This is a genomic window from Pseudomonas sp. NPDC089734 (assembly GCF_044748865.1).
Taxonomy (GTDB): Bacteria; Pseudomonadota; Gammaproteobacteria; order Pseudomonadales; family Pseudomonadaceae; genus Aquipseudomonas.
Map to the genome: position 1 here is coordinate 292,125 of NZ_JBIVGV010000002.1, position 14,345 is coordinate 306,469.

12 protein-coding genes are annotated in these 14,345 nt (G+C 58.6%); 3 read left to right on the top strand and 9 right to left on the bottom strand.

Annotation, left to right across the window (positions count from 1 at the left end; translation table 11 throughout):
* Nucleotides 1–75 precede the first annotated feature (75 nt).
* The 6 genes from ACIPY9_RS04010 to dibA all read right to left on the bottom strand — a co-directional run bounded on the left by ACIPY9_RS04010 (nucleotide 76) and on the right by dibA (nucleotide 6,354).
* A complete protein-coding gene (locus ACIPY9_RS04010) occupies nucleotides 76–1,062 on the bottom strand; it encodes a sulfate/molybdate ABC transporter ATP-binding protein (protein ID WP_400697189.1) in 987 nt (328 codons plus the stop codon).
* A gap of 3 nt (nucleotides 1,063–1,065) precedes the next feature.
* Nucleotides 1,066–1,938, bottom strand: coding sequence for a sulfate ABC transporter permease subunit CysW (gene cysW, locus ACIPY9_RS04015; RefSeq protein ID WP_400697190.1), 873 nt, complete (start codon nucleotides 1,936–1,938; stop codon nucleotides 1,066–1,068).
* Nucleotides 1,939–1,948: 10 nt separating this feature from the next.
* The gene (cysT, locus tag ACIPY9_RS04020; RefSeq protein WP_400697192.1) at nucleotides 1,949–2,770 is read right to left on the bottom strand and encodes a sulfate ABC transporter permease subunit CysT; all 822 of its coding nucleotides are present in this window, start codon (nucleotides 2,768–2,770) and stop codon (nucleotides 1,949–1,951) included.
* Between the two features lie 107 nt (nucleotides 2,771–2,877).
* On the bottom strand, nucleotides 2,878–3,885 hold the full coding sequence (locus ACIPY9_RS04025; RefSeq protein ID WP_400697193.1) for a sulfate ABC transporter substrate-binding protein: 1,008 nt from the start codon (nucleotides 3,883–3,885) through the stop codon (nucleotides 2,878–2,880).
* 145 nt (nucleotides 3,886–4,030) lie between these two features.
* Nucleotides 4,031–4,213 (bottom strand): sulfur starvation response protein OscA, encoded by a 183-nt coding sequence (gene oscA / locus ACIPY9_RS04030; RefSeq protein WP_400697194.1) that lies wholly within the window; start codon nucleotides 4,211–4,213, stop codon nucleotides 4,031–4,033.
* 206 nt (nucleotides 4,214–4,419) lie between these two features.
* Nucleotides 4,420–6,354: a phosphodiesterase DibA gene (gene dibA, locus ACIPY9_RS04035; protein WP_400697195.1), complete on the bottom strand. Its 1,935-nt coding sequence runs from the start codon at nucleotides 6,352–6,354 to the stop codon at nucleotides 4,420–4,422.
* Nucleotides 6,355–6,512: 158 nt separating this feature from the next.
* On the opposite strand from dibA, the gene desA reads away from it, so the two are divergent.
* A complete protein-coding gene (gene desA, locus ACIPY9_RS04040) occupies nucleotides 6,513–7,697 on the top strand; it encodes a delta-9 fatty acid desaturase DesA (RefSeq protein ID WP_400697197.1) in 1,185 nt (394 codons plus the stop codon).
* Nucleotides 7,698–7,833: 136 nt separating this feature from the next.
* Complete coding sequence (locus ACIPY9_RS04045; RefSeq protein WP_400697198.1) at nucleotides 7,834–8,832, top strand: GGDEF domain-containing protein; 999 nt, start codon at nucleotides 7,834–7,836, stop codon at nucleotides 8,830–8,832.
* A 170-nt stretch (nucleotides 8,833–9,002) separates the two neighbouring features.
* Here the strand turns inward: ACIPY9_RS04045 and ACIPY9_RS04050 are convergent, their stop codons facing one another.
* The 3 genes from ACIPY9_RS04050 to gabD form a co-directional block, all read right to left on the bottom strand.
* Nucleotides 9,003–10,394, bottom strand: coding sequence for an HDOD domain-containing protein (locus tag ACIPY9_RS04050; RefSeq protein ID WP_400697199.1), 1,392 nt, complete (start codon nucleotides 10,392–10,394; stop codon nucleotides 9,003–9,005).
* A gap of 160 nt (nucleotides 10,395–10,554) precedes the next feature.
* Complete coding sequence (gene gabT / locus ACIPY9_RS04055; RefSeq protein WP_400697201.1) at nucleotides 10,555–11,835, bottom strand: 4-aminobutyrate--2-oxoglutarate transaminase; 1,281 nt, start codon at nucleotides 11,833–11,835, stop codon at nucleotides 10,555–10,557.
* Nucleotides 11,836–11,970: 135 nt separating this feature from the next.
* Nucleotides 11,971–13,413, bottom strand: coding sequence for an NADP-dependent succinate-semialdehyde dehydrogenase (gabD, locus tag ACIPY9_RS04060; RefSeq protein WP_400697203.1), 1,443 nt, complete (start codon nucleotides 13,411–13,413; stop codon nucleotides 11,971–11,973).
* Nucleotides 13,414–13,804: 391 nt separating this feature from the next.
* Between gabD and ACIPY9_RS04065 the strand changes: the two genes are divergently transcribed.
* A complete protein-coding gene (locus ACIPY9_RS04065; protein WP_400697205.1) occupies nucleotides 13,805–14,308 on the top strand; it encodes an RNA polymerase sigma factor in 504 nt (167 codons plus the stop codon).
* Nucleotides 14,309–14,345 lie beyond the last annotated feature (37 nt).

Below are 14,345 nucleotides of genomic sequence, written 5' to 3' on the forward strand. Positions count from 1 at the left end.
AGACGTCATTGAAGGCTATGGATTTTCTTCAGCTTCAACGGGCCTATCGCGAATGAATTCGCTCCTACGGGCGGGTTAGACGCCTGAAATCTTCTGCCAGACCTTGGGCTTGAAGAACAGCGTCTCGCCCCGCGCCAGACCCACGAGGCTGTCGTGGTCCTTCACCACTTCGGCTTCGATCAGATCGCTCTGACCTTCGACCTTCAGGGTCACCCGAGTCGTGGCGCCCAGTGGGCGGATGTCACGGACCTCGGCAGCATGGTGATCTTCCAGCTCCTGACGCGACAACGAGACTTCATGCGGACGGAACAGCACGTGCCCGTCGCCCAGGCTCAAACGGTTCGAGTCACCCAGGAAGTGATAGACGAAGTCGTTGGAAGGAGCCTCGTAGACCTCGCCCGGCGAACCGATCTGCTCGATCACGCCCTTGTTCATCACCACGATGCGATCAGCCACTTCCATGGCCTCTTCCTGGTCGTGGGTCACGAAGACCGACGTCAGGTTGATGTCTTCGTGCAGGCGTGCCAGCCAGCGACGCAGTTCCTTGCGCACCTTGGCATCCAGTGCGCCAAACGGCTCGTCAAGCAACAGCACCTTGGGTTCGACCGCCAGAGCACGCGCCAGAGCGATACGCTGGCGCTGGCCACCGGAAAGCTGCTCCGGATAACGGTCGGCCAGCCAGTCCAGTTGCACCATGTTCAGCAGCTCATGGACCTTGGAGGCAATCTGGGTTTCGTTCGGGCGCTGGCTCTTGGGCTTCATGCGCAGGCCGAACGCAACGTTGTCGAACACCGTCATGTGGCGGAACAGCGCGTAGTGCTGGAACACGAACCCGACATTGCGATCGCGGACATCGTGCCCGGAGACATCTTCGCCGTGGAACACGATGCTGCCGTCATCCGGGGTTTCCAGGCCGGCAATGATGCGCAGCAAGGTGGTCTTGCCGCAGCCTGACGGGCCGAGCAAGGCAACCAGTTCGCCACTCTGGATGTCCAGATTGATGTTGTTCAGGGCCTTGAAGGCGTTGAAGTTCTTACTGACGTTACGGACTTCGATCGACATGATTTATTCCTCCGCCGCGCTTTGGCGCAGACGGTTAATGCGGGATTCGCTCCACTGCTTGAGCAGCAGGATGAACAGCGCCAGGATCAGCAACAGGCTTGCCACGGCAAAGGCTGCAACGTGGTTGTACTCGTTGTAGAGGATTTCGACGTGCAGTGGCAGGGTATTGGTGACGCCGCGGATGTGGCCGGAAACCACCGACACCGCGCCGAACTCCCCCATGGCCCGTGCGGTACAGAGCACCACGCCGTAGATCAGACCCCATTTGATATTCGGCACCGTGACGTGCCAGAACATCTGCCAGCCGTTGGCCCCCAGCAGACGTGCAGCTTCTTCTTCCTGCGTGCCCTGCTCCTGCATCAGCGGGATCAGTTCACGCGCCACGAAAGGCACGGTCACGAAAATGGTCGCCAGCACGATGCCCGGCAAGGCAAAGACGATCTGGATGTCGTGGTCCTGCAGCCAGGGCCCGAAAAAGCCCTGGGCGCCGAACATCAACACGTAGACCAGACCGGCGATGACCGGCGACACCGAAAACGGCAGGTCGATCAACGTCACCAGAATGCTCTTGCCCCGGAACGAGTATTTGCTCACGCACCACGCGGCGCTGACGCCGAACACCAGATTGAGCGGCACCGAGATCAGCACCGCAATCACCGTCAGCTTGAGTGCCGACAGCGCATCGGGCTCCAGAATCGCGGTGAAGAACGCGCCCAGACCGTTTTTCAGCCCCTGGGACACCACAATGAACAACGGCAACCCCAGGAACAGGGCAAAGATCAGCCAGCCAAGGCCGATCAGGACCCGGCGGGCAACCGAGTTGCCACGGCGTGCAGCGTTGGCATCGGCGGCGGCAGAAACAGATGAATAAGACATGCGCGCCTCCTCAGGATGGGGTTTCGATGCGCCGCTGCAACAAGTTGATCAGCAGCAGCAGAATGAAGGAAACCACCAGCATCATCACGCCGATAGCCGTCGCACCGGTGTAGTCGTACTGGTCCAGCTTGACCATGATCAGCAGTGGCAGGATCTCGGTTTTCATCGGCATGTTACCGGCGATGAAGATGACCGAGCCGTACTCACCGACACCACGGGCAAAGGCCAGGGCAAAACCGGTCAGCCAGGCGGGCAGCAAGGCAGGCATCAGAATGTAACGGAACACCTGCAGCGGGCGAGCGCCCAGACAGGCCGCCGCCTCTTCGACCTCTCGCGGGATATCGGCCAGCACGGGCTGGACGGTGCGCACCACAAACGGCATGGTCACGAAGGTCAGCGCCAGGGTGATACCCAGCGGGGTGTAGGCGATCTTGAAACCCAGATCCGTCGCGAACTGCCCGACCAGACCGTTGGGCGCATAGAGCGCGGTGAGCGCAATACCGGCCACGGCGGTTGGCAGGGCGAACGGCAGGTCGATCATCGCATCGATGATCTTGCGACCCGGGAAGGTATAACGCACCAGCACCCAGGCCAGCAGCGTACCGATGACGCCGTTGATCAGGGCTGCGTAGAACGCGGTTCCGAAACTCAGTTTCAGGGCAGCGATCACGCGCGGGGCGGTGATGATGTTCCAGAACTGATCCCAGGTGAGCTGCGCGGCATGAATGAACATGGCCGCCAGCGGTATAAGCACAATCAGACTGAGGTACACCAAGGTGTAACCCAGCGTCAGCCCGAAGCCGGGTATGACGGGGGAGATACGACGCGACATAAAAGTCCTTGGTTACGCTTGCACAAAGCCCGGAGTCAAATCCGGGCTAATGAACGTGTCCTGGTGGCGCTGCCTTATCGGACAATGCCACCGGGTTGCACAGGTTATTACTGCGCCTGGTAGATCTGGTCGAACACACCGCCGTCATTGAAAAACTTCGGCTGCGCAGTTTTCCAGCCACCAAAGTCTTTGTCGATAGTCACCAGCTCCAGTTTCGGGAATTGCTTCTCGTACTTGGCGGCCACTTCGGCGTCACGCGGACGGTAGAAGTTCTTGGCAGCGATTTCCTGACCGGCCTTGCTGTACAGATGCTTGAGGTATTCGGTCGCAATTTCGGTGTTGCCCTTCTTCTCGGCGTTCTTGTCGACGACCGCCACTGGAGGCTCGGCCAGGATCGACAGCGAAGGTACGACGATGTCGAACTTGTCGTTGCCACCGTCTTCCTTCAAGGCCAGGAAGGCTTCGTTTTCCCAGGCCAGCAGGACGTCACCCTGACCGTTGTTGACGAAGGTGATGGTCGAACCGCGAGCACCGGTGTCCAGAATCGGAACGTGCTTGAACAGGGTCTGTACATATTCCTTGGCCTTGGCTTCGCTGCCACCGGCCTTCAGGCCGTAGGCCCAGGCGGCCAGGAAGTTCCAGCGGGCACCGCCACTGGTTTTCGGGTTAGGCGTGATGACCGAAACATCCGGCTTGATCAGATCGCCCCAGTCCTTGATGCCCTTGGGGTTGCCCTTGCGCACCAGGAACACGATGGTAGAGGTATAAGGCGTGCTCGCATCCGGCAGGCGCTTCTGCCAGTCCTCGGGCAGGGTCTTGCCCAGTTTGGCGATTTCATCGATATCACCCGCCAGTGCCAGAGTCACGACGTCGGCACGCAGACCGTCGATGACCGCACGGCCCTGCTTGCCCGAACCACCATGGGATTGCTTGATGGTCACGGTGTCGGCTGGATGGGCCTTCTTCCAGTGGCTGGCAAACTCGGCGTTGTACTCCTGATACAGCTCGCGTGTCGGGTCATAGGACACGTTGAGCAACTCATAATCCTTGGCAACAGCGGAACCGGCAAAAACGGCACTGGCGATAGCGGCCAGGGCAAAACGGCGAATGGACATAAGGTGAAGCTCCTGGAAATTCTGAGTGTTGGCTTTTTTGATTTCTTCTTGGCGCATCACGTCCGCATTCGGAATGGTGCGCTGCTGTTCACGGGTGTATCAGGAGTCAAAGTGAAGCCCTCCGGTTAACCAGTCGGGTGCGGAATCAGTTCGGCTTGGCGCCGGAGTTCTGCAGACGAAACTTTTCCTTACGCTCTATCTGAACCACTTGCGCGTTATGCACCGTGATTTCGACGGCCCCAAAACGCAGGTCACGCAACGCACTCTGAATTTCACGCAGAATTGCTGCTTCGTCCTGACCGTCAACACTACGTAGAGATGCGCTCATAATCGTATTCCTTGAAATTAGAGAGGCCTGCCTGTCGCGACTGGGGGCGATGGCTTGTGGCGTTGGAGTAATAGTAGATACGCCGAGATATTCTTAAAAAGACTATTTAAGAATGCAGATATAACCAAAAGAAATTAAGAGACAGAACAGACGACCGGAGCACGTTGCACACCCCGGCAGGCCTTGATTCAAGCGGTACAGGCGATTCAGATGACAGGCTGGCGAAAGTCGGGTGCTCTCAACCAATCGATCTGTTCTGCAGGCATTGGACGGGCAAACCAGTAGCCCTGGCCGAGCTGGCATCCATTATCGAGCAGGAAACCCGCCTGATCGGCGTGCTCGATACCTTCGGCCAGTACCCGCATGCCCATGCTCTTGGCCAAGGCAATGATGATCCGCACGATGGCAATATCGTCATCATCGCTCGGCAGGCCGGCCACAAAGCCCTGGTCGATCTTCAGCTTCTGGACCGGCATGCTCTTGAGGCGCAAAAGCGATGAATAACCGGTGCCGAAATCATCGATGGCCAGGCTCAGGCCCAGTTCGCGCAGGCGATGCAATTGCTCGATGGCCTGCTCGGGGTCGTCCATCACCGCACTTTCAGTGACTTCCAGCTCCAGAAAAGAAGGGTCCAACCCTGTTTCGCGCAGAACCTGAGCCACTTGCCGGTCCATATCGCCGCTGCCAAACAACCGGCTGGAGATATTCACCGCAACAAACGAAAGGTTCACACCCGATCCCAGCCAGCAGCGCATCTGCCGGCAGGCGGTACTCAATACCCAGGCATCGATATCGGCGATCAGCCCACTCTGCTCGGCAATCGGAATGAATTCGGCAGGCGAAACCATTCCTCGCGCTGGATGCTCCCAGCGCACCAGTGCTTCGACACCTTTGATATGACTGGTTTCCAGGTCATGAATCGGCTGGTAGAACACCCGCAGTTCCTGCTGCTCGATAGCCCGATGCAGCTCACTGGCCAGTTCGACCCTTTGCTGAGCGTGCGCGGTCAGCTCCTCGGTATACAAGGCATAGCCTTCGCGACCGTCTTTCTTGGCCTTGAACAGGGCCGAGTCGGCATTGCGCATCAATTGCGCGACCGTCAGCGCATCGCCGGGAAACAGGCTGATACCGATACTGGCCGTAATGAACAGTGGCTGGTCATCGAGCAGAAAAGGCTTCTTGAAACTGTCGATGATCTGTTGCGCCAGGGCTGCCGCCTGCACCACCTGCTGACAGTTCTTCACCAACAGGGCGAACTCGTCTCCCCCCAGTCGGGCCAGGGTCAGCTCGTTGTCGAACAACCCCTTGAGACGCTCGGCCACAGCCTTGAGGAGCTGGTCGCCGACATTGTGCCCCAGGCTGTCATTGATGTTCTTGAAGTGATCGAGGTCGATCAGCAGCAATGCACAACCGCGCTTGCTGGAACGCGCATGCGCCAGCGCCTGAGTGGCGCGGTCAGTGAACAGCAGCCGGTTGGGCAACTGCGTCAGGGCATCGTAATGAGCCAGCTGGGTCAATTCCTGCTCGGAGCGCTTGATGACCGTGATATCCGAAAACACCGCCACGAAATGCTTGAGCTGGCCGTCCGCCCCCTTGATGCCACGAATGCTCTGCCACTGGGGATAGATGTCACCGCTTTTGCGGCGATTCCAGATCTCCCCGCTCCATTGCCCGGCACTGAGAATGGACCGGTACATCTGCCGATAGAACTCCGGGCCATGGCGACCGGATTTGAACTTGCTCGGGTTGAACCCCATGACCTCGTCGGCCTGATAGCCGGTGATTTCCATGAAAGCGCGGTTCACATGAACGATCCGCCCCTTATCATCCGTGACCAGAACCCCTTCCCGCGTGCTGTCGAACACTGCTGACGCCAGCCGCAGGCGGTCCTGATCCTCCTCCTGCTGACGACGCAACTGCGCATCGGCCCCCATGAACAGGCGCAGCCGCCCTCTGGAAATGAAGATCATGACCGCACTGATCACCACCCAGAGATAACCGCCCGCTTGCTGGAAAATGGCCAGTCGAGCCGGTTCTTCGATCAAATGAGGCAGCAGGTAGTCGCACGCCACAAACCACAAAAGAGACAAAAGGCCATACAAAAGGGCCGCCCGCAGGGGGTCACAGGAGGAATTGGTCATAAGAATGCATAAAACCTTACAAATTGGCCGGATTATAAAGCAAGAAACATCCTGAGACTCTTATCTAAAAGCGTGACTGGTTTTCTGTAAGTGCTCAGTGATAATGCGTTCTGTGACTTTTTTCTTCATACGTGTCTTTTTCGAGGGCAAAACAGCCTATGTGGTACAACGGTCTGCTCGACCTTTCCATCTGGCAGGTGATAGCGGTCACATTGGTCATGACCCATGTAACCATCATCAGTGTTACGGTTTACCTGCACCGCTACTCGGCCCACCGCTCCCTGGAGCTCAACGCCGGGCTCAAGCATTTCTTCCGTTTCTGGCTGTGGCTGACCACGGCGCAGAACACCCGTGAGTGGACAGCCATCCACCGCAAACATCACGCCAAGTGCGAAACCGTCGATGATCCGCACAGCCCGGTCATCAAAGGCCTGTCCACGGTAATGCGCAAAGGCGCAGAACTGTACCGCGCCGAAGCACAGAACCAGGACACCTTGCGAATCTACGGCAAGAACTGCCCTGAAGACTGGATCGAGCGCAATCTATATTCACGTTACAAGCTGTTGGGTATAGCACTGATGGGCGCTATCGACCTGCTCTTGTTCGGCGCAATCGGCATCACGGTCTGGGCCATCCAGATGATGTGGATTCCGTTCTGGGCCGCCGGTGTGGTCAACGGCCTGGGCCATGCCGTGGGGTATCGCAACTTCGAGTGCCGGGATGCAGCGACCAATCTGGTGCCCTGGGGCATCGTGATTGGCGGTGAAGAGCTGCACAACAACCATCACACCTATCCCAACTCGGCCAAGCTGTCGGTCAAGCCATGGGAATTCGACATGGGCTGGGCCTGGATCAAGGTCTTCAGTGCCCTGCGCCTGGCGAAAGTCCAGCGTGTCGCACCGATTGCCCATCGGGTCGAAGGCAAGGGTCATATGGACATGGACACCGCCATGGCGATCCTCAACAACCGTTTCCAGATCATGGCGCAGTACCGCAAGCTGGTCATCGGGCCGCTGGTGGCCCAGGAACTGGCCAAGGCCGACGCTTCGGTTCGTCATCTTTTCCATCGCGCCAAGCGCCTGCTGTCCCGTGAAACCAGCCTGCTGGACGAGAAACACCATGCGCGTATCCAGGCCATGCTTGAACACAGCCACGCCTTGAAGGTGATCTATGAGAAGCGTCTGGCCCTGCAACAGATCTGGCTCAAGACCAGCAGCAATGGCCACGACATGCTGGCCGCCATCAAGGACTGGGTACACGAAGCCGAAGCCAGCGGCATCCAGTCCCTGCGCGATTTTGCAGATCAACTGAAGACCTATTCCCTGCGTCCGGTCCAGGCCTGACACCGTTGATCGGAGTGCCCTCCCGAGGGCGCTCCGATGCCGGAACTTCCCTCCCTCAAATCAATCTCAACAGCTTTCCCCCATCGTTCGGGTGGATGCTGCGGCCCTGGCTGCACGTCCTTTGAGATGCAGCCCTATGGATAAACAGTCCGCAATCGCCCTGCCTGCCACACACATCAGTGGCATGCCCGCCGCCGCAGAGACTCTGCTGGCGTTGATACATGCCCAGGCGGAAGTCGCCCGCCTGAGCGAACGTGAACAGCTCTTCAGTTCGCTGCTGGTCAGCGTCAATGCTGTGCTCTGGGCGTTCGACTGGGAAACCCAGCGCATGATTTATGTCAGCCCCGCCTATGAAAAGGTATTCGGACGTACGGCCGGCCTGCTGCTGGCGGACTTCGCCGAATGGCGTGACAGCATCTACCCGGACGACCTGAACTACGCCGAGCGCAGCCTGAGCGATGTCATCGAAAAAGGCTCCATCGAGGATCGCGAATACCGGATCATCCGGGCCGACGGTGAAATCCGCTGGCTGAGCGACAAATGCTTCGTCAGCCACCGGACCGATGCCAGCCAGCGTTTGATCGTGGTCGGCATTGCCGAAGACATCACCGAGAAAAAACAGCTTGAGGACGAGCTGCAACGTCTGGCGACCACCGACGTGCTGACCCAGAGCAGCAACCGTCGCCACTTCTTTGAATGCGCCCAGCGCGAATTCGAGCTGGCACGTCTGAACGGCACGCCCATGGCCTTTCTGCTGCTGGATGTCGATGACTTCAAACTGGTCAACGACACCTATGGCCATCAGGAGGGCGATCTGGTGCTGCAACGCATCGCCGAAAGCGGTCGCTCGACGTTAAGACGCGGTGATCTGTTCGGGCGTATCGGGGGTGAAGAGTTCGCAGCAGTCTTCCCCGGCTGCGCACCTGAAATGGCCATGCAGATTGCCGAGCGCCTGCAACGCGAGATTCAGCGGCAGAATTTTCAATGCAACAACAAGACATTCAGCATCACTGCCAGCCAGGGTCTGACCAATCTCGGTCCTGACGACCAGAACCTTGAAGCCTTGTATGCCCGGGCCGATGCGGCCATGTATCAGGCCAAGCGCCAGGGCAAGAATCAGATTGTGTTGGTGTGAGTGCTGTTTTCACAATCCACTCCTAACATCATGAGTTACAAACACTCAGGTAGGAGCGAATTCATTCGCGAAAGCCCGTGAAGCTGAAGAAAATCTATCGCCTTCAATGCCGTCTCGCGAATAAATTCGCTCCTGCAGTTTGCTGGAGCGAGTTCATTCGCGAAAAACCCTTATGTCTTGGGTAAGTCCTGAACCCCGACAGCCGGATCTTCGGCGCTCGCAATGCCCGGATCGACAGGCTCTGCGGTGATATCCAGCAGATCCGTCTCCCCTTGGTCTTCAACCGGCGTTTCAGGCTCTGGCGCTTCAGCCACCACCGGTGCCAACAGGCTTGGATCGGTGATACCGGTCAGTTTCTTGCGCAGACGCTGCAAGTCTCCGACGCTCAGCTTCAGAAGCTTGGCGGACTTGGTCTTGACCAGTGTCGTAACCGTTTCATGCTCGCCCAGACGCGCCATCTGCCCTGCCAGGTTCATGGCCAATACTTCGCGGGTGTAGATGCCCGTGTTGTACTGGTAAACCGCCGCAATCAGTTCGCGAAGCTCAAGCGGCAAGCGCCAGCGGGTGCGCAAGGCCGAGCCGTAGGCGGCTGAATACTCTTCCAGCGCTTTCTTGATCACGTCTTCGGTCAATTGACCGCCCGCCAGCAACCACTCTTGCAGGCACCCCAGCACGGCCAGATCCCCCAGCGATTGCAGCAGGCCGGCACAGAAACAACGCTCGATATCCAGCTCCAGCATGCGCCCCAGGATGCGCGCGTAATCCGCCGTGCGTTGCGACATGGCCCAGAGCTGACTGGCCTGGGCCAACAACGCATCGTCGGTCAGCACCGCCATGCGCTTTTTCGACAGGCCGGTCACGATATTGGCGCTCTGTGTCCCACCCAACACGGCAATCGCCCCACCCAGCGTCTGGACGGGTTTGCCCAGGTGTTGGGCGGCACTGTTGGCCGCCGCGATCAGCGCGGCCGTGATATGGGGGTCGTTGCGCAGTTCCTGCTCAAGCAAGGCGGCATCGATGCCTGCTGCGCCCTGACTGAGCCTGAGAGCCGTGGCGACATCGATAAACAGCGGCGCGCCGTCTGCCACATCACGGCGCTTGTCGAGAAACTTGGTCAAGGTCAGGCCGGGCGTGAGTGCGGGCATTTCTCCGGGCACAGGCGCCCGACGCTCCAGCAACAGGCTTTCAAGGCGCTGGCGCAGGCCGTCAGTGTTCAAGGGTTTGGTCAGATAAGCCGTGGGAGCCAGGGGAAGGACTTCACGCACACTGGCACTGTCGTTGCGGTTGCTGATCAAGATGAAGGGAATCGGAGGCTGGCGGCGCAATGTGCGAATACCGCGCAGCAGGCTCAGGCCATCGATAACAGGCAACTCTCTGGCCGCGATAACCAGATTGGGCACGTTTTTTTTCATCCATTCGACAGCTTGCTTGCCGTCGCTGCACATCTCCACCTCGATATCAGCACGCACACCCAGAATCAGATCACTGAGTGTTTCGCGAACCCACGGATCAGATTCGGCAACCAATACACGAGGTATCGCGGGCAAATCTACAGCAGTCATCAGAACTCTCCGACATCGATTCGCTCACCTTAGCCAAAGCCTTCGTCCGGATATAGAGTCATAAGCGAGAAAACCTGTTCTCAAGACGAAAAAACCCTGCCGAGGCAGGGTTTTTTCTATCTGTCTGGTCACAAATCAATCAATCTGTAACCAAACATTCTCAAGCGATCTCGGCAAAGCACTCTTCCAGGATCGCCAGGCCTTTGTTCAGCAAGGCGTCATCAGCGGTCAACGGCACCAGAACGCGCAGGACGTTGCCATACGTACCGCACGACAGGAGGATCAACCCCTTGTCACGCGCCTTGGCCACGACCTGAGCCACGGCAGCAGCGTTTGGCTTGTGAGCATCGCCGTCTTCAAACAGTTCTACCGCGATCATCGCGCCCAAGGCACGAACTTCGCCGATAACCGGATGCTTGGCCTGAATGGCTTTCAGGCCGGAAACCAGTTTTTCGCCAACGGACTTGCAGCGTTCCAGCAGGTTTTCTTCTTCAAACACGTCCAGAACCGCCAGCGCTGCGGCACAGGCTACCGGGCTGCCAGCATAGGTGCCGCCCAGGCCGCCTGGCGCGATGGCATCCATGTATTCGGCCTTGCCGCATACGCCTGCCAGCGGGAAACCGCCTGCGATGGACTTGGCAAAGGTGGTCAGATCGGCAGCAACACCCATCTGCTCCATGGCGAAGAACGTACCGGTACGGCCCGCGCCGGTCTGCACTTCGTCGGCGATCAACAGGATGCCGTGCTTGTCGCACAGTTCGCGCAGACGCAGCATGAAGGCCTTCGGTGCCACATAGAAACCACCCTCGCCCTGCACAGGCTCGATGATGATCGCGGCAATATCTTTAGGCTCTGCGTCGTTCTTGAAGATGCGCTCGATGCTGGCGATGGAATCGTCCACGCTCACGCCATGCAGTTCGCACGGGTAAAGGGCACGGAAGATACCGCCCGGCATCAGGCCCATGCCCGCCGAGTAAGGCACGACTTTACCGGTCAGACCCAGGGTCATCATGGTGCGGCCATGGTAAGCACCAGTGAAGGCAATCACGCCGGCACGGCCAGTGGCTGCACGGGCTACCTTGACGGCGTTTTCAACGGCTTCGGAACCGGTGGTCACCAACAGGGTTTTCTTGGCGAAGTCACCCGGTACCCGGGCGTTGATTTTTTCGCACAGTTCCACATACGGCTCATAGGCCAGCACCTGAAAGCAGGTGTGAGTCAGTTTGTTCAACTGCTCTTGCACCGCGGCGATGATTTTCGGGTGCAGGTGACCGGTGTTCAGCACCGCGATGCCGCCCGCGAAGTCGATGAACTCACGGCCTTCGACGTCCGTCACGGTGGCGTTCTTGGCCGAAGCGGCAAAGATCGGGTGGATCTGACCAACGCCACGTGGCACAGCGTTCTGGCGGCGTTGCATCAAGGATTCGTTTGTCTTGCTCATGTATTCCTCATTCGCCGCTCATCGGTCGGCGTAGTTCAAGGATTAAGCAGCCGGGGTGGGTTGCAGCAGCATACGATGATCGACTGCTGCAACGCCCGGCTACCGGGTGGGTATTACAAAATCAGGTGCGTGGCATTAAACGCTCAGGCACAGGTATTTGATTTCAAGGTAGTCTTCGATGCCGTACTTGGAGCCTTCACGCCCCAGGCCCGAAGACTTGATGCCGCCGAACGGTGCCAGTTCATTGGAAATCAGGCCGGTATTGATACCTACCATGCCGTACTCCAGCGCCTCGGCCACACGGAACACGCGGCTCATGTTCTGAGCATAGAAGTACGACGCCAGACCGAACTCGGTGTCGTTGGCCATCGCGATCACTTCAGCCTCGTCCTTGAAACGGAACAGCGGTGCCAGCGGGCCGAAAGTCTCTTCTTTCGCCACGGCGGCATCCTTGGGCACGTTGACCAGAATGGTCGGCTCGAAGAAAGTGCCTTCCAGGCTGTTACCACCGAACAGTACTTTCGCGCCCTTGCCGACAGCATCGGCGATGTGTTCCTTGACCTTGGCCACCGCTTTATCGTCGATCAGCGGGCCGGTGGTGGTGCCTTCTTCCAGACCGTTGCCGATCTTGAGTCTGGCCACTGCGGCCTGAAGCTTCTCGGCGAACGCATCGTAAACCGCGTCCTGCACATAGATACGGTTGGCGCAGACACAGGTCTGGCCGTTATTGCGGTACTTGGAGATGATCGCGCCTTCGACGGCCTTGTCCAGATCGGCGTCGTCGAACACGATGAAGGGCGCGTTGCCGCCCAGCTCCAGCGACACCTTCTTGATGTCCTGCGCGCATTCAGCCATCAACTGGCGACCGATTTCGGTCGAGCCGGTGAAGGACAGCTTGCGTACGATCGGGTTGCCGGTCAGCTCACTGCCGATGTCGCCCGCACTGCCCGTCACCACACTGAAGACACCCGCCGGGATGCCCGCACGCTCGGCCAGTTCGGCCAGTGCCAAGGCAGAGTAAGGGGTCTGAGAGGCAGGCTTGAGCACCATGGTGCAACCGACCGCCAGTGCAGGCCCGGCTTTACGGGTGATCATCGCGGCCGGGAAGTTCCACGGCGTGATTGCGGCAGTGACACCGATCGGCTGCTTGAGCACGATCAGGCGCTTGTCCGGCTGATGGCCCGGAATCACGTCACCGTAGACGCGCTTGGCCTCTTCGGCGAACCATTCGATAAAGGACGCGGCATAGGCGATCTCGCCCTTGGCCTCGGCCAGCGGCTTGCCTTGTTCCAGCGTCATCAGGCGGCCCAGGTCATCCTGGTTTTCCAGCATCAGCTCGAACCAGCGGCGCAGCTTGCTGCCACGCTCCTTGGCGGTCAGGGCACGCCAGGCGGGCAGCGCCTTGTCGGCAGCCTCGATGGCGCGACGGGTTTCGGCGGCCCCCATTTTAGGGACCGTACCCAGGATTTCATTGGTCGCCGGGTTGTTGACCTTGATGGTCTGGCCACCGTCCGCATCCAGCCACTGGCCGTTGATGTAGGCTTGCTGGCGGAACAGTCTGGAATCTTTGAGCTGCATGTCGGCCTCCTAAACAGCACCGCGCAAGGGCGGAGCGAACTATTGAATATCGATGCACCCCATTTGGAAGCCATCGCCTGGAAAACATTCCATCGGCCTCAGCGATGCACATCGCCTGAAAACGGGAAGACCGAACAAGAGCGTTTGAAATCTCAAACGAATCCTAGGGACTGCTGGGGTAAAGGACAATAGGCCGTTCAAAAAAAAGAACGCCTTCCGTGAAAATCGGCGATTTTTCTGATCGACACCCTTCGCAGAGCCTCTAACGTTCAGAATCGGCGACACCCGTGACTCGCCCTGTCGCTTGAAAGGCAACACGCCATCTTTTAATTGAAAACCATTCTCACTAAAAATAAGATAGCGTCTCTTTTTTCCTCCCTGAGCTTCGTGCGTGCCTGATTCGGATATCAAAGGCCTGTTCCAGAAACACGCCAAGGCGCTACAGAACCTCCTTCTGCGCAAAAGTCGTGACCCGCAACTGGCCGCCGATCTGGTCCAGGAGAGTTTCCTGCGCCTGGCCGAACTTCAGGACAAGGAACGCATCGACAACTCCTCGGCCTATCTCTATCGCACCGCCCACAATCTGTTGATCGACCATGTGCGCCAACAGATGCGGCGCAAGACCGACAATGTGCCCCATGAAGCTCTGGAAGACGTCATCGACGAACAACCGGGCCTGGACGAAGAGGCCGCCACCGAGCAGCACAAACGCCGCCTGCGTGATGCCATCGCCGAACTGCCGGAGCGTACTCAGGAGGTCTTCCGCCTCAACCGCCTGGAAGGCCTGACTCATGCAGAGGTTGCGCGCCGACTGGACATCTCCGACAGCTCCGTGCAAAAGCATTTGGCAAAAGCCTTGGCGCATGTGATGCAACGCCTGCAGGAAGCGCAATGACGGACGGTTTACTGAATATGCAGCCGTCAGACGTCAC